A 16229-nucleotide genomic window follows, 5' to 3' on the forward strand; every position below is an offset into this window, starting at 1 on the left:
ACCCGTGACCTCAGCGTGTGACGTTCCAGGACGGGCGTTCGTTGAGCGCCGCGACATCCATGTCGGTGATCCGCTTCTGCGCTTCCGACATGTGCGCCAGCTCGGCCGGAGTCAGGACGTTCGCGATATCGGCGAACCCCTGAGGAGCCCGTTCGTCCACCTTCTTGATCGTTTCATCCATCGGCAGCTCCCGATGGGCGAGCACGAGTTTCGTCGTGGGCGCCAACCGCTCGTCCTCGTATTCGGACAGTCCTTTCAGCGGATTAGGCGTCCCGGCCAGCGCGCGGGCCAGCACCCGCGCGTCCAGAACGGCCTGCGAACCGCCGTTGGAACCGATCGGGTACATCGGATGCGCGGCGTCCCCCAGCAGCGTGACCCGGCCTTCCCCCCAGAAGGGCAACGGGTCTCGGTCGACCATCGGGTAGTGCAGGATCCGTTCCGTGTTCTCGATGAGGCCGGCCACGTCGAGATAGGGAAAGGCCCAGTCGGCGAAATGCGGCAGCACGTCCTCCAACGCGCCCGCCGCGGTCCAGTCGGCCTCCCACGACGTCCCGGTTCCCGCGACGTTCAGCTCGGCCACCCAGTTCACCAGCGCCCTGCCCCGGCGTCCGGCCTCGGCGCTGATCGGATAGGCCACGAACTTCTTCGACAGGTTGGACCCGGCGACCAGCAGGGTCGAGCCGTCGAGAAACGGCACGGTCTCCACCGCCCCGCGCCACAGCCGGATCCCGCTCCAGCGCAGCGGCGGATCGTCAGGGTGCAGCCGCCGCCGGACCGTGGAGTGCAGCCCGTCGGCGCCCACCAGGACATCGCCCGTCTCGGCCACGGACCGCCCTGTGCGCAGGTCGCGCATCAGGGCGGTGACCGAGCCCGAATCCTGCTCGAACGCCTCGAAGGCCAGGCTCAGCCGTACCTTCTCCGGCCCCAGCCGCTCCTTGACCGCGGCCAGCATCAGCATCTGGAGGTGCCCGCGGTGGATGGAGTACTGCGGCCAGGCGTAGCCCGCGGACCGGCCCCGGGGCAGAGTCAGGATGGGCTGACCGTACCTGTTGGTATAGGTCTGGACAGACGTGGCAATTCCGGTCGTACTCAGCGCCTCACCGAGGCCCAGTTCGGTCAGCTCGCGTACGGCGTGCGGCTGGATATTGATCCCCACGCCCAGCGGCCGCAGTTCGGCGGCCGAGTCGGCGAGCACGCAGTCGATCCCGGCCGCGTGCAGGCTCAGCGCGGTCGCCAGCCCGCCGATCCCGGCCCCGATGATGAGTACGCGCATGTCAGGCTCCCAGGCTCAGGCCGCCCCGCGAGCACCCAGATGCCAGCGGAGCCATCGACGTTCCACCACCACGAAGGCGGCGTTGAGCAGATACCCGAGGACACCGAGGACCAGGATCCCCGCCCACATGTCGGGCAGTTCGAAGGCCCGCTGGGCGCCCAGGAGGCGGGCGCCGATGCCCGTGGTGCTCCCGCTGAGTTCGGACAGCACCATGAGGATGAGCGCCAGGCCGAGGCTGATCCGCAGACCGGCGACGACCTTCGGCGCGGCGGCGGGCAGGACGACCCGGCGCAGCCGTTCCATCCCGCGTACGCCGAACACCTCGGCGCTGTCGAGGTGCAGCCTCTCCACCGTGCGCACACCGTCGATGGTGTTGAGCAGCACCGGCCAGATGACGCCGAACACGATGATCGCCACCTGCATCGACGTCCCCAGCGGGAAGATGATGAGGAAGACCGAGATCAGCGTGGGCGGCGGGACGGCCCGCCCGAAGTGCACGAGCGGCTCGACGTAGTCGGCCAGCGTGCGGGACAGCCCGACGGCCACACCGATGGCCACGCCGAAGACACTGGTCAGCAGCCAGCCGCCGAACAGGTTGAACAGGCTCGGCCCGAAGTCCGACAGCGCGTCCTCGGTGAGGAAGAGGCTGCTCGCCGGCCCGGAGAACCACAGCTCGTAGACCGCCACCAGGATCTCCGAGGGCGGCGGGAAGTAGCTCTCGTCGATCAGCCGGGTGGCGATCTCCCAGACCACCACGAGGAGCACGGCCAGCCAGCCCCGCTCGAACACGGCGCGGGCGGCGCGCAGCAGACCGGCGGCGGGACTCCGCCGCGGCTTCTTCACCTGCTTCGCCGCGGGCTCCATCGCCGCTTTCGTCTTCACGTCGCTCACGTCAGCGCCCCCGTCCGTACGGCGTGCCAGCGGAAGGCCACCCGCTCGACCCGGACCAGCAGGGTGTTGACGAGCAGGCCGAACACTCCGGTCCACAGGGCGACCGCGAGCATCACGTCGGTGGCGCCGCCGCCGCTGCGCGCCTCGATCAGGATGACACCCACGCCGCTCTCGCCGCCGCTGAGCAGCTCGGCCGCGACGACCACGACGAGCGCGATGCCGGCGGCCACGCGCACTCCGGTGGCGACGAACGGCGCCGCGCTGGGCAGCGACACCCGCCAGAGCACCGAGAGCCGGCCGAAGCCGAAGCTGCGCAGGGCCTCCTTGGCCAGCGGGTCGACGTCCCGCAGCGCGTAGAGGGTCTGGAGCAGGATCGGCCAGGTGGCCGCGTAGAGGATCAGGGAGACCTTCATCTCGGTCTCCGACCCGAAGACCAGGATGGCCAGCGGGATCAGCGCCACCGAGGGGATCGGCCGCAGGAACTCCACGACGACCTGGCTGGCCTTGCTCAGGAAGGGCACGGTGCCGAGAAGCACCCCGAGGGCGACCGCGACGACGGTGGCCAGCAGCAGGCCGACCGCCCAGGCCACGATCGTGTCGAACGCGCCGACGAGGAACGCCGGGTCCGCCATCAGGGTCAGGAAACGTACGAGGACCTCAGAGAAAGGCGCGACATCGATGATGCCGGACCGCGTCAGAACCTCCGCGGCGATGGCCGCCGCGGAGGCTCCGATCACACCTCTGACGATGCGAACGGATTTCATCCGGCCGCGGGGGCTGCGGCGACGATGACGTCCTGCACGTTGAGCTGGCTGTCGAGCAGGCCGTACTCCAGCATGCTGTCAGCGACCCGCTGCAGCCGCGTCGCGTTGAGGGTGGTGGGGAAGACGCCGATGTTCAGGCTGCCGGCCACGTCCGCGGGGATCGTGGTGTAGGTCGGGATGGTCTTGACGACCTCGGCCCGGTCGGCGGCGAGCGCCTGCGCCTTGGCCATGGCGCGCTGGAAGGCGGCGATGGTCTTGGGGTTCTCCGCGGCGAACTCGGAGGCGGCGGCGTAGCCCGAGATCGGGAACTCGTTGGTCGGGCCCTGGGAGGTGTCCCAGATGATCCTGGCGCCGATCTTCTGCGCGATCTGGGTGCCGAAGGGCTCCACGACCTGCGCCGCGTCGACCTTCTTGTTCTGCAGGGCGCCTTCCATCTCGGGGAAGGGGAACTCCACGAAGTTCTTGTCCTCGTCCAGTTCGACGCCGTGCGCCTTGGCGGCGACGCGGACCAGCATGGAGGCGACGTTGCGCTTCGTGTTGACCGCGACAATCTTGTCCTTCAGATCGGCCGGGGTCTGGATGGTGCTGTCCTTGGGCACCATGATGACGTGCGACTTCGGCCCGCTCGCGAAGCCGTCTACGACGATCTTCAGGTCCAGCGTGCCGGTGGCGTCGGCGCCGAGGAAGGAGACGTAGTTGCCGGAACTGATGTCGAGCGAGCCGCCCTTGAGCTTCGGAATGGCCTCCGCGCCACCCGCGAGGGTCTGCAGTTTCACGTCCAGGCCCTCGGCCTTGAACAGACCCTGCGACACCGCCATCTGAAGGGGCGCGGTGTCAACGACCGGAATTGTGCCGACTGTTAACGATGTTTTTTCAAGACCGGAACCAGAGGAAGTTTGGGCCGTCGTGGAGTCGTCGGAACTGCTGCATGCGCTGACCCCAAGGAGTGCGACTGCGACGAAGCCGACGAGGGACGAGCGGAGTTTCATGGAACCTCCAGAACTGCGCTGCGAGAAAAACGATCTTTGGGAGGGAACGCAGAGGATCGTAGCGCACAAATACCGGCATGAATCTACTCTAATCACTCAAGTATTAAATTTCCGATCCAGTCCCTTTGATCACCAAACATAGACACATAGGGATTAATCGGACATTCCGTATCGGGCGGCGTTCCGCTAGAGTCCGCCTGTCGCGCGACGGAACATGGCATCGACGGAACACGGCATCGGGAATCAGCATGCTTGAGATAGCCAACCTGACCCACACATACGGCAGCGGCGTCAGCGCCCATCGGGCTATAGGCGGAATCGACCTGAGCCTCGCGGAAGGCGAGCTCGTGTGCATTGTCGGGCCGTCGGGATGTGGGAAATCCACATTGTTGCGATCGATAGCCGGGCTGATCAAGCCCACCGGCGGGCGGATTCAGATCGGCGGCACCCCCGTGGAGCGGACCCCCGACAATCTCGCCGTGGTCTTCCAGGACTACAGCCGGTCGCTGTTCCCGTGGATGTCGGTGGCGGAGAACGTCGCGCTGCCGCTGCGCAGGAAGGGCATGGACAAGGCCGCGCGTAAGAAGGCCGCGCTGGACGCCCTCGAACAGGTCGGGCTCGGCCAGGCGGGCGCCAAGTATCCGTGGGAGCTGTCCGGCGGCATGCAACAGCGGGCGTCGATCGCCAGGGCGATCGCCTACCGCCCCTCGCTGATGCTCATGGACGAGCCTTTCGGCTCGGTCGACGCCCAGACCCGCGAGGACCTCGAAGACCTCGTGCTCCAGGTACGGCGGACGCACGGCATGACGATCCTGCTCATCACGCACGACATCGACGAGAGCGTTTACGTCGGCGACCGCGTGGTGGTGCTGTCCAAGGCGCCCGCCACGGTCGTGAGCGACCTGCCGGTCGAGCTCCCCTCACCGCGGGACCAGATCACCACCCGTGAGCACCCCGACTTCGTCCACCTGCGCGCGGAGGTGGGCAGGCTGGTGCGGGGCAGGTCCGGAGAGCCGGCCGCCAACCGGGGCTGACCGCCGCCCGCGCGCCGCCGTCAGGCCCGCGCGGCGGGCAGCGTGCGGAGCACCACGTGCTCGACGAGCGCGATCAGGGTGGCCTTCACGGCCTCCCGCGATCGCGCGTCGGTGGTCACCATCGGCACGTCGGCGGAGATGCTGAGCGCCTCGCGGACCTCGTCCACGGTGTGCGCCTGCTGCCCGTCGAACCCGTTGAGCCCGATGATGAAGGGCAGCCCCGCCTCTTCGAAGTAGTCGATGGCGGGGAAGCTGTCGGCCAGCCTGCGGCTGTCGACGAGGACCACGGCCCCGATCGCGCCGCGGACCAGGTCGTCCCACATGAACCAGAAGCGGTTCTGACCGGGCGTGCCGAACAGGTAGAGGATCAGGTCCCGGTCCAGCGACACACGGCCGAAGTCCATCGCCACGGTCGTCGTCCGCTTGGTCGGGACGTGCTCGAGGTCGTCCACCCCCCGGCTCGCCTCCGTCATGACCGCCTCGGTCGTGAGGGGCATGATCTCGGAGACCGCGCCGACGAAGGTGGTCTTACCGACGCCGAAACCGCCCGCCACCACGATCTTCGTGGACGTCATCCCTAGATCAGAGTCTGCGAAGCCCACTGAACACCTTTCCAAACATCCGTCCTGACGATCGTACCGTTCCACGAGAGGTCGGATGATCTTTTGCCGGTGTTGGTGGGACCGCCGCCCCGTCCGGCCGGGGTCACCAGCTCCTGACGGCGGAGAGCTCGGCCCGTACGGCGGGCGTGAGCACCTTGCCGGCCCGCTCGACCAGGATCGTCATCTGGTAGGCGACGAGGCCCAGGTCACAGTCGGGGGCGGCCAGCACCGCCAGGCAGGACCCGTCGCTGATCGCCATCACCAGCAGCAGCCCGCGCTCCATCTCGACCACCGTCTGGGTGACCGCGCCGCCCTCGAACACCCTGGACGCGCCCGCCGTGAGGCTCACCAGACCGGAGGCGACCGCGGCGAGCTGGTCCGCCCGGTCCCTGGGGAAACCCTGGGAGAAGGACAGCGGCAGCCCGTCGGAGGACACCACCGCCGCGTGCGCCACCCCCGGCACCTCCTCGACGAAGGCCGTGACCAGCCAGTTCACGTCCTGCGCCGGTCCGCTCATGTTCCGCATCGCTTCTCCTCGACGGTCTCCGGCCGAAGCCCGACCCCCGTTTCGGACACGGCATCGCTATTTTCGGACATGCCGCCCGCCGAGAACCCCTGACACGAAGGGTCACAGCCCGCGAACCGCCGCACGAAATAGAAGCTCTCGCCGGGACACGGCTTTGAACATAACCAGGCGAATGCGATTTGTGGCGCTACGCCGAACGGAACCTGGAATTCCAGGTTATGTCACGAATGAACAACACCCGAGTGCGCCCTCCCGAAACACCCGCCGACTAACCACCTCACCCGCCGCAAGCCTCCACCGGGAATCGCCCACCGGAGGCCCACCAACCCCGCTCCCCCGGCATCCCGCCGTACGCGCCGCAAGTCGCGCACCCCCATACGCCCCATAAGCCCCGCAGGCCCCGTACGCCCCGTAGGCACGTCTGCACCCGGCGAAGGCACGGCGACATCACCCGGGCCGGGTACGGCGCCGCCACGGCCTCTGAGGGGCGGGAAACCGTGGCGAGCGCGTCGCCCGCAAGGGCGGAACGGCGAAGCCTCCGTAACGGCCCGGCGACGGGCGGGTGCGGGTCCAGGCACGACACGGTGGCCGGGGCGGCGGTCGCAACGAGGCGAGGGGCGAGGACCACGGGGCCGGGGCTCGACACGCCGAGGTGGAGTCACAAGGCGGGGCGAAGCCGGAAGGCGGGGGCGCACAGGAGCCCGACGGGCGGAAGCCGTACGGAAGAGACCGCGCTCGGCCCGGAGAGGCAGGGGCACACAGAGCGAGGCCCGTGCACGGCGAGGACGCGGGGCCTGTGGACGGGGCCATGTACGGCTCTGCGGGGTGAGCAGGGGGCGCGGGTGGGCCGCGCGGGGCCGGCGGTCGGAGTCGGCCGGGGGCCGGTTCCGGCGCGCCGGTCCCGTGGGTCAGGCGGGGGCGCCGTAGGCGGCCCTGATCTGGACGACGTGCTCGACGAGGGTGATCAGCGTCGACTTCACGGAGTCGCGGGAGCGCGCGTCGGTGCGGACGATCGGGATGTGCGGGGCGATGGCCATCGCCTCGCGCACCTCCTCCTCGTTGTGCAGGAACTGCCCGTCCCAGCCGTTGACGGCGATCACGAAGGGCAGCCGCGCCTCTTCGAAGTAGTCGATCGCCGGGAAGCTGTCGGCGAGGCGCCGCGTGTCCACCAGGACGACGGCGCCGATGGCGCCGCGGACCAGGTCGTCCCACATGAACCAGAACCGGTGCTGGCCGGGCGTGCCGAACAGGTAGAGGATCAGGTCCCGGTCCAGTGACAGACGGCCGAAGTCCATCGCCACGGTCGTGGTCGACTTCGTCGGCGTGAGCGCCAGGTCGTCGATGCCGGCACTCGCGTCCGTCATCACGGCTTCGGTCGTCAGCGGCAGGATCTCCGACACCGCGCCCACGAACGTGGTCTTCCCGACGCCGAAACCGCCCGCAACGACGATCTTGGTCGACGTCAGACCACCGTGGCTAGAGTCTGCGAAGTCCACTGAGCACCCTTTCGAGCATGTGCAAATCTGGATGTCCCTGGTTCAGGCGCGGCTGGTGCAGCAGCAGCAGACCCTCGTCCGCCATGTCCGCCACCAGCACCCGTGCCACACCCAGCGGGACCCGGAGCAATGCCGAGATCTCGGCCACCGATCGAACCGTGCGGCAGAGCACGACGATGGATTCCTGCTCCGGGGTGAGCAGAGCCAGCTCGTCGTCCGGGACGGAGTAAGAAGAGATCAGCGTCTCCATCGCCAGGTGATAGCGCGGTTCGACGCGACCTCCCGTCATCGCGTACGGACGAAACAGAGGCTCCTCTTCCCCTGCGCCGTCGGCGCCGTGCACTAGGCCTCTCCCCTCGTCGTGCTCATCGCGTCCTGGACATCTGCAGCTCAGCCCGGAGGGCCGGGGTCAGCACCTGTCCGGCCCGATCGACGAGCAGGGTCATCTGGTAGGCCACCAGGCCCATGTCGCACTCCGGCGAGGCGAGCACGGCGAGCACGGAGCCGTCGCTGATCGCCATGACCAGCAGCAGTCCGCGCTCCATCTCGACCACGGTCTGTGTGACCGCGCCGCCCTCGAAGACGCGCGAGGCTCCCACGGTGAGGCTGAGCAGTCCGGCGGCGACGGCCGCCAGCTGGTCCGCCCTGTCCTCAGGGAACCCCTCCGAGTTGGCCAGGCACAGCCCGTCTGCCGAGACGACCACCGCGTGCGCGACACCGGGCGTGCCGCGGACGAACTCGGTGATCAGCCAGTCGAACCTCCGGGCGTCATGGCTCAGCGTGGTCACGCCTCCTCCTTCATCGGCTCCATGACCAGAGTGCTGTGTTCGTCAGCTTGCTCGTTCACTCGCCCTCTTCCTTATCCGCTCTTATACCAGCGGAGTCATCTCGTACTTCCGCCCGGCCCCGCCGTACGCCCTGCTGCAGGCTGGCCATGCGGCTACGGACCCGGTCGGCGGACAGAGGAGGCATCGGCGGCGCGGCCGACGGCGCGGGCGTGGCCGCGGCCCGGCCCGGCACGAGGTTGGCCTTGGGAGTGCGCTTGGGCAGACCGGCCGAGGTGATCCCGCCCATGGTGGGCTCGGCGGCGGCGGCAGCGGCGCGCCAGCCCTCGTCGGCCGGAGTGCGCCAGTCGCTGGCCGCCGGGGCGGCCGGCCGCGCCTGCGGGGGCTCCGGGGGCGCGCTCACCGCGGCCCTGGCCGACTCCCACTCCTCCAGCCGCTCGTTCTCCTCGCGCTTGGCGCGCTCGGCCCGCTCCTCCTCGCTGACCACGGGCTCCTCCGGAGCCGCGGGGACATCCGCCTTGCGGAACCACGCGGACTCGACGGAGGCGAAGATCGGGAGGTATTCCTCCTCGGACTCCAGCGACGAGACCTCCACCACCGGCATGGACGCGGTGATCGGGTCGTCGTCGTGGGAGGTCCAGGGCGAGAACGGCTGGGCGCCCCGCGACTGGTCGCCGCCGAATCCCTCGGGCCGCGCGCTCGGCGCGGTCTCCGGGCGGCTGAAGACGCCCGTGTCGGCCGAGGAGGAGGCGGAACCCGCGGGGGGCTGCTGGCGGCGGAAGCCGGGGTCTGCGGTCGCGCCGGGCGGCGTGCGCCCGAAGGAGCCGCTCTGGCTCGCGAACGGATCGGCCTGGCCGCCGAACGAGTCGCCCGCCTGACTGGCGAACGGGTCGCCGCCCCGGCTCGCGAACGGATCCCCGGCCTGACTGGCGAACGGATCGCCGCCCCGGCTCGCGAACGGGTCACCGGCCTGACTGGCGAACGGATCGCCGCCGCGGCTCGCGAACGGGTCACCACTCTGGCTCGCGAAGGGGTCACCGCTCCGGCCGCCGCCGAACGAATCGCCGGCGCCCTGACTGGCGAACGGGTCACTCCCCCGGCTCGCGAACGGGTCACCGCTCTGGCTCGCGAACGGATCGCCGCCGCGGCTCGCGAACGGGTCACCACTCTGGCTGGCGAAGGGGTCACCGCTCTGGCTCGCGAACGGGTCACCGCTCCGGCCGCCGCCGAACGAATCGCCGGCGCCCTGACTGGCGAACGGATCGCCCGCCTGGCTGTTGAACGGGTCGATCCGGGCGAAGGGGTCGCTCGCGTGGCTGGTGAACGGGTCGCCCGCGTTGCTGTTGAACGGATCCTGGACCTTGTTGAACGGGTCGTTGTCCATCGGCGTCGGGGCGCCGAAGCCGCGCTGCGGGCCGCCGAACCCCTGGCCCGAGGAGGCGGGCTGGGGACGCCTGGAGTCGCCGCCCGCCGGCTGGCCGGAGAACTCGCGGCGCAGCGGGGTCTCCGAACCGAAGAGGCTGCCCGAGGCGCCCTGTCCGGCGGGCTGGAAGGGGCCGAAGCCCTGGGCCGGGCCCGCGCCGGCCGCGGCGGGAGCCGTACCGGTGGAACCCCAGCTCGGGGTGGGGTTCTGCTGCGTGGCGGCGGAGTCCACGATGAGTGTGGGCGGGATGAGCACCATGGCGATGAGGCCGTTGCTCTCGGCGAGCCGGAGCTGGGCGCGGATGCCGTGGCGCAGGGCCAGGCGGCCGACCACGAACAGGCCCATCCGGCGGGACACGGAGACGTCGACCACCGGGGGCTCGGCGAGCCTGCGGTTGGCCTCGGTCAGCTCCTCCTCGGTCATGCCGATGCCCTGGTCGGTCACCGACAGCAGCGCGCCGCCGCCTTCGATGAGGCTGCTCGACACCGTGACCTGGGTGTTGCGCGGCGAGAACTGGATGGCGTTCTCGACCAGCTCGGCGACCAGGTGGACGAGGTCGTTGGCGGCGCTGCCGACCACGGAGGTGGTCCGGTGCACCTTGACCTGGACCCGCTCGTAGTCCTCGACCTCCGACAGCGAGGCGCGGACGACGTCGACGAGCTTGGCCGGCTGACTGCGCCTGCGGGTGGGCTCGTGGCCGGCGAGGACCAGCAGGTTCTCACTGTTGCGGCGCATGCGGGTGGCCAGGTGGTCGAGCTTGAACAGGTCGCCGAGGCGCTTGCCGTCCTCCTCGCCCTTCTCCAGACCGTCGATCAGCGAGATCTGCCGTTCCACCAGGGTCTGGGTACGCCGGGAGAGGTTGACGAACATGGAGCTGATGTTGCCCCGAAGCTCGGCCTCCTCACCCGCGAGGCGTACGGCCTGCCGGTGGACCTCGTCGAACGCCTGCGCCACTTCACCGATCTCATCCGTCGAGTTGACCGAGATCGGCTGGATGTCCGGTGGCGTCGCGTCACCGGTGACCCGCATGTCGCGCACGACGTTCGGCAACCGGAAACCGGCCACCTCCAGGGCCTCGGTGCGCAGGCGGCGCAGCGGGGAGACCATCGAACGGGCGATGAAGACGGTCAGCGCCAGGACGAGGAGCAGCAGGAGCAGGATCGACGCGCCGGCGATGGCGGCGTTGCGCTGCTCCGCGCCCACGAGTTCCTGGTTGCGGGCGACGACGTCGTCGGCGACCTTCTCCTCGACCTTGGCGATCAGGTCGATGGTGACCGTGTTGTCGTCGTACCACTCGGCGACGTCGCTGACCAGCGAGCCCTGCGCGATGCGCTTGCCGCTGGCCTGGATCGCGATGGCGCGGGACTTGGTGAGCTCGGCGTTGTACCGGCGGGGGTCGGTCAGCGTCCGGTAGAGCAGCTGCACGTTCTCGATGCCGGCCTCGCCGCCGAACTCCGCGAGGTGCTCACCCTGCCGGGAGCGGGAGGCGATGAAGTCCTCCATCTCCTGGGAGGTCACCAGTCGCGGTTCGAACCGGCCGATGACCAGCCGGACCCGCTGCTTGGACGCCTCTTCCTTGGCGTGCGCCAGCGAGCTGAGGCCGCGCATGTCACCGACGGTGATCGAGTCGTCGGCCACGGTCGCGAGCTCGTCGTGGGCGGCGAGGAGACCGGTGATCAGCGAGGTGTACGCGGGCACCTGCACCGGCTGCTGCTTGCGCAGGTCGGCCAGGCCGGTGAGCTGGGTCTTGGCCTGGGCGATCGCCTCGACGACGCGGGCTCCGAAGGAGGAGTCCACCTTGTCGAAGTCGGCGATGACCTTGGTCGACAGTCCGTCGACGACCTTCTGGCGGTCCTGCCAGGCCGACTCCAGGTTGACCTGCTTGCCGTCGATCTTGGCGCTTCTGGCGTATCCCGTCCAGGCGCCCATGTCACGCTCCTGGCCGAGGGCTTCGGCGAGGGCCCGGATGTTCGCGGAGTACTCCGCGGCGAGACCGGTCCGTTCCAGGGTGGTGATGCTGTCGACGGACTCGTACACCCGCGCGCCGGCGAGGAACACCGCGACAGCCGTGGGCACGAGAATCAGGGCGGTGAGACGCGTCCGAACGCGCCAGTTCCGCAACGCGAAGACCCGCTTCGCGAACGAGGGTCGCCCGCGATCATGTTTGGCGGTACGACCACTGTCGGCACTACCCGTCGCCACGCTCCCGCTACCCCCAACCGTCGCAACCAAACGTGGACCATTCGACCACAAGGTCACGGAACATATACGAAAGACCGGCTAGACCGGACGTGAATCGTTACAAAGGTGACAGAATGCTCAGCACTGCCGGATTACCGTAGCGCAGCAAGGACTTGGTTGCGAACCTCGTTGCGATGATCTTCATCCGTCAGGAGGCGGCCTGCACGGTCCACAACATAGAACACATCTACAGCTTCCGCGCCGAGAGTCTCCACACGTGCTGCTTGTACGTCAAGTCCACATTCGCCGAAAGCGCGGCCAATTCGCCACAAAAGCCCCGGACGGTCGTGTGCGCGCACTTCGATCACCGTGGCCGTCTTGGACGCGTCCTCCAGGACGGTGACCCTGGGCGGGGCCACGGGCACCCGCGCGGGCCGCATGGAACGCGCGCGGCGGGCCAGGCGCTGCTCGATGTCGAGCCTCCCGGCGAGAACCAGCCGAAGATCTGCTTCCAGCGTCGCGGGATCCGGCGGCGTGCCATACTCCGGGATCACGGAGAACTCGATCACAGCGGTCGAACCCGCCGACGCCGCGGACGCCGAACGCACCACCATGCGATGCGCCGCCAGCACCCCGGCCGCGTGCCACAGCAGCCCGGGCCGGTCGGGCGCGACCACGGTGACCGCGCCGCCGTTCACCCGGATGGCGCCACCGCCGTGCCGGGCCAGCGACGCCTGCTCGGCCGACAGCGAGGGCGCGGGCGGCAGCGGCGTGCCGGACAGCACGGAACGCACCCGCCGGACGAGGTCGGAGACGAGGGACGCCTTCCAGCTGTTCCACGCGGCCGGCCCGGTCGCGTTGCCGTCGGCCACGGCCAGCGCGGCAAGCAGCTCCAGCACCTCGCGGTTGCCCACCGCCTCCGCGACCCTGGCGATGGTCACCGGGTCGTCGAGATCGCGTCTGGTGGCCGTCTCGGGCAGCAGGAGATGGTGGCGGACCACGAGGGCAAGGGTATCGACGTCGGCGGCCGGCAGCCCGATGTGCGCGCCGATGTCCCTGGCGACGACCTCGCCGGTCGTCGAGTGGTCACCCGGCCAGCCCTTGCCGATGTCGTGCAGCAGCGCCGAGATGAGCAGCAGGTCCGGCCGGGACACCTCACGGGTGAACGACGCCGCGCCGGCGGCCGTCTCGATCAGGTGCCGGTCCACGGTGAACCGGTGCACCGGATTGCGCTGCGGCCGGTGCCGTACCCGCTCCCAGTCGGGCAGCAGGCGGACCAGTACGCCCGCCTGGTCCAGCTCCTCCCACACGGGCACCGCGGCCCGGCCCGCGCCCAGCAGGGCCACGAGCGCGCTGCGCGCCTCGTCCGGCCAGGGCACCGGCATCGGGGGCGACTGACCGGCCAGCGTGGTGACCGTGGCGGGGGAGAGCGGCAGCCCGGCCTCCGCGGCGGCGGCCGCGGCGCGCAGCACCAGCACCGGGTCCTTGCGCGGGTTGACGCCGCGGGCGAGCACGACCTCGCCGCCGTGCTCCACCACGCCGTCGGCGAGCGGCCTGCGCCCGCGCGGCACCGGACCGGACAGCAGCCGGTCCACGGTGCGCCAGGTGGAGTCGAAGGCGTGCGAGATCGTCCGGCCGGCCTCGGCCAGGCGGCGCATCAGCGCCTCGGCGTCGAGCAGCCCGAGCGTGTCCGCCACCGCGTCCTGCTCCTGCAGGACAAGGCGGTCGGCGCCGCGCGCGGTCACCAGGTGCAGGCCGTGCCTGACGTCGAGCAGAAGTTCGTAGGCCTCGCGCACCCGGGGTCCGGGCGCGGAGGCGACCCAGGCGGCGGCCACAGCCTGCATCGCCTGCACGTCGCGCAGCCCGCCGCGCGAGTCGCGCAGGTCGGGTTCGAGCAGGAAGGCCAGCTCGCCGGCGGAGTCGGCGCGCTTGTCCGCCGACTCGCGGAGCTGGGCCAGCCTGCGCCGGGAGTCGGCCCGCCACTCGGCGAGCACCATCTCCCTCGCGGCCCTGGTCAGCTCCGGATCACCGGCCACGTGCCTGGCCTGGATCAGGCCCAGCACGGCCTTGAGATCCTCACGGGCGACCTTGGCCGCCTCGTCCACCGTCCGGACCGAGTGGTCCAGCCCCATCCCCGAGTCCCAGATCGGATACCAGATCCGATCCGCGATCCTGGCGACGTCGTCCCGGCCGTTGTGCAGCAGCACCAGATCGAGGTCGCTGCCGGGCGCGAGCTCGCCACGGCCGAGACTGCCGACCGCGACGAGCGCGACACCGGCCATGGTGCCGCGCTCGTCCGTGGCCGGCGGAACGCTCCTGGCCTCCCTCTCCCGCGGGTACGGCATCGCGCACGCCGTACGGATCAGGTCGGTGAGCCAGCGGTCGATGTCTCCGGCCCGCTCCTTGCGGGCCGGAGCGAACGAGCGAGCGTCGCCTCTCATCATTCGGCTACAGTGCCTCCGGCCCGCGTTCACCTGTGCGGACCCGGACGACCGTGTCCACCGGGACGGACCACACCTTGCCGTCGCCGATCTTGCCGGTCTGCGCCGCCTTGACGATCACGTCGATGACGTCCTCGGTGTCGTCTTCCTCGGCGAGGACCTCAAGGCGCACCTTCGGCACCAGGTCAACCTGGTACTCGGCGCCTCGGTAGACCTCGGTGTGACCGCGCTGGCGGCCGTAGCCGCTGGCTTCGCTGACGGTCATGCCCTTGATGCCGAACTGCTCCAGGGCGGCTTTCACGTCATCGAGCTTGAAGGGCTTGATGACCGCGGTGATGAGTCTCATGCGTCCACCTTCTTAGCACCGGACGGCACGCCCGGCCCGTTCGCAGACGCCACGCCGGAGGCGTGGACGGTGCCGAGGTCGTATCCGGTCTCGGCGTGGGAGGTGATGTCGATGCCGGTGACCTCGTCGTCCTGGGTGACGCGGAAGCCCATCGTGACATCGATGATCTTGGCGATGATCCACGAGACGACGAACGAGTAGAGGCCCACCGCGACGGGTCCGAGGACCTGCACCCCCAGTTGGGAGACCGGGCCGCCGTAGAAGAGTCCCTGCTCCTGGCCGTCGAGGAAGGGATAGGCCGCGACGAAGCCCAGGGCGACGGCGCCGATGACACCGCCGACGAGGTGCACGCCGACCACGTCGAGCGAGTCGTCGTAGCCGAGCTTGTACTTGAGGCTCACCGCGTACGAGCAGACCGCGCCGGCGATCGCGCCGATCAGGAACGCCGCCCAGGGGTCGACGAATCCGCACGCCGGGGTGATGGCGACCAGGCCGGAGACCGCGCCGGAGGCCACGCCCAGGGTGGTCGAGTGGCCGTCGCGGAGCTTCTCCACGAGGATCCACGCGCCCGCCGCGACCGCGGTGGCGATCTGGGTGTTCATGAACGCGAGGCCGGTGGTGCCGTCCACCGCGAGCTCGGAGCCGGCGTTGAAGCCGAACCAGCCGAACCACAGCAGACCGGCGCCGAGCAGCACCAGCGTGAGGTTGTGCGGGCGCATCGGGTCCTTGCGCCAGCCGACGCGCTTGCCCAGCACCAGCGCCACCGCGAGCGCCGCGGCTCCGGCGTTGATGTGGACCACCGTGCCGCCGGCGAAGTCCTCGATGCCGAGGCCGGTCAGCCAGCCGCCGCCCCACACCCAGTGGGCGACCGGGAAGTAGACGACCGTGACCCAGACGGCCGCGAAGACGACCCACGCGCCGAACTTGGCCCGATCGGCGAGAGCGCCGCTGATCAGAGCCACGGTGATGATCGCGAAGGTCATCTGGAACGCCGAGAAGACGAGGCTCGGCATGCCGGTCCCGTCGGTCTTGGTCGCGGTCTCGACGAGCCCGCTCAGACCGAGGTTGTCGAGACCGCCGATGATGTTGTTGATGAAGCTTCCCGCCTCGCCCGCGGTGTCGAAGGCCAGTGAGTGGCCATAGAGCACCCAGGCGATGGTGACGACGATGATGCTGACCCAGGACATCATCATCATGTTCAGGACGCTTTTCGCCCTGGTCATGCCCCCGTAGAAGAACGCGAGGCCCGGGGTCATGAGCAGCACGAGCGCGGTGCTCACGAGCATCCAGGCGGTGGAGCCGCTATCGATCTTCATGCGAAGCGACCCTCCTTCCGATTGGCATACGGCCGGTTGTCCTCAACGCAGTGGGCCTCCAGGGCTTCATTGACCGGCAGCGCACTGACGTGTGTTTCCGGATCGAGTCCGCCACTCGGCAACGGCAACATGACCGTCACGCATGGCAACGGCGCGACTTCC

14 protein-coding genes are annotated in these 16229 nt (G+C 69.7%); 1 reads left to right on the forward strand and 13 read right to left on the reverse strand.

Going from position 1 to position 16229, the window contains the following annotated elements; translation table 11 throughout:
* Positions 1-10: 10 nt before the first annotated feature.
* From QSK26_RS00345 to QSK26_RS00360, 4 genes are read right to left on the reverse strand one after another with little or no spacing between them, the layout of a single operon-like run.
* A complete protein-coding gene (locus QSK26_RS00345) occupies positions 11-1273 on the reverse strand; it encodes a flavin-dependent oxidoreductase (protein WP_285772869.1) in 1263 nt (420 codons plus the stop codon).
* A gap of 15 nt (positions 1274-1288) precedes the next feature.
* On the reverse strand, positions 1289-2164 hold the full coding sequence (locus QSK26_RS00350) for an ABC transporter permease (RefSeq protein WP_285772870.1): 876 nt from the start codon (positions 2162-2164) through the stop codon (positions 1289-1291).
* Complete coding sequence (locus QSK26_RS00355; protein WP_285772871.1) at positions 2161-2901, reverse strand: ABC transporter permease; 741 nt, start codon at positions 2899-2901, stop codon at positions 2161-2163. Before QSK26_RS00355 ends, QSK26_RS00350 begins: the two co-directional genes overlap by 4 nt.
* A gap of 23 nt (positions 2902-2924) precedes the next feature.
* A complete protein-coding gene (locus tag QSK26_RS00360) occupies positions 2925-3917 on the reverse strand; it encodes an ABC transporter substrate-binding protein (protein ID WP_285772872.1) in 993 nt (330 codons plus the stop codon).
* A 248-nt stretch (positions 3918-4165) separates the two neighbouring features.
* On the opposite strand from QSK26_RS00360, the gene QSK26_RS00365 reads away from it, so the two are divergent.
* Positions 4166-4951 (forward strand): ABC transporter ATP-binding protein, encoded by a 786-nt coding sequence (locus QSK26_RS00365; protein WP_285772873.1) that lies wholly within the window; start codon positions 4166-4168, stop codon positions 4949-4951.
* Positions 4952-4971: 20 nt separating this feature from the next.
* Here the strand turns inward: QSK26_RS00365 and QSK26_RS00370 are convergent, their stop codons facing one another.
* The 9 genes from QSK26_RS00370 to QSK26_RS00410 all read right to left on the reverse strand — a co-directional run bounded on the left by QSK26_RS00370 (position 4972) and on the right by QSK26_RS00410 (position 16067).
* Positions 4972-5526, reverse strand: a complete 555-nt coding sequence (locus QSK26_RS00370) for a GTP-binding protein (RefSeq protein ID WP_285772874.1) — start codon at positions 5524-5526, stop codon at positions 4972-4974.
* A gap of 130 nt (positions 5527-5656) precedes the next feature.
* Complete coding sequence (locus QSK26_RS00375; RefSeq protein WP_285772875.1) at positions 5657-6079, reverse strand: roadblock/LC7 domain-containing protein; 423 nt, start codon at positions 6077-6079, stop codon at positions 5657-5659.
* Positions 6080-6987: 908 nt separating this feature from the next.
* On the reverse strand, positions 6988-7545 hold the full coding sequence (locus QSK26_RS00380; protein WP_285773512.1) for a GTP-binding protein: 558 nt from the start codon (positions 7543-7545) through the stop codon (positions 6988-6990).
* Between the two features lie 10 nt (positions 7546-7555).
* On the reverse strand, positions 7556-7918 hold the full coding sequence (locus QSK26_RS00385) for a DUF742 domain-containing protein (protein ID WP_285772876.1): 363 nt from the start codon (positions 7916-7918) through the stop codon (positions 7556-7558).
* 22 nt (positions 7919-7940) lie between these two features.
* On the reverse strand, positions 7941-8363 hold the full coding sequence (locus QSK26_RS00390; RefSeq protein ID WP_285772877.1) for a roadblock/LC7 domain-containing protein: 423 nt from the start codon (positions 8361-8363) through the stop codon (positions 7941-7943).
* A 55-nt stretch (positions 8364-8418) separates the two neighbouring features.
* The gene (locus QSK26_RS00395; RefSeq protein ID WP_285772878.1) at positions 8419-11859 is read right to left on the reverse strand and encodes a sensor histidine kinase; all 3441 of its coding nucleotides are present in this window, start codon (positions 11857-11859) and stop codon (positions 8419-8421) included.
* Positions 11860-12116: 257 nt separating this feature from the next.
* A complete protein-coding gene (locus tag QSK26_RS00400; protein WP_285772879.1) occupies positions 12117-14408 on the reverse strand; it encodes a [protein-PII] uridylyltransferase in 2292 nt (763 codons plus the stop codon).
* A gap of 4 nt (positions 14409-14412) precedes the next feature.
* Positions 14413-14751, reverse strand: coding sequence for a P-II family nitrogen regulator (locus tag QSK26_RS00405; RefSeq protein WP_285772880.1), 339 nt, complete (start codon positions 14749-14751; stop codon positions 14413-14415).
* Complete coding sequence (locus QSK26_RS00410; protein ID WP_285772881.1) at positions 14748-16067, reverse strand: ammonium transporter; 1320 nt, start codon at positions 16065-16067, stop codon at positions 14748-14750. Before QSK26_RS00410 ends, QSK26_RS00405 begins: the two co-directional genes overlap by 4 nt.
* Between the last annotated feature and the right edge of the window lie 162 nt (positions 16068-16229).

Origin of the sequence: Microtetraspora sp. NBRC 13810, from assembly GCF_030268685.1 — a bacterium.
GTDB lineage: Bacteria > Actinomycetota > Actinomycetes > Streptosporangiales > Streptosporangiaceae > BSRQ01.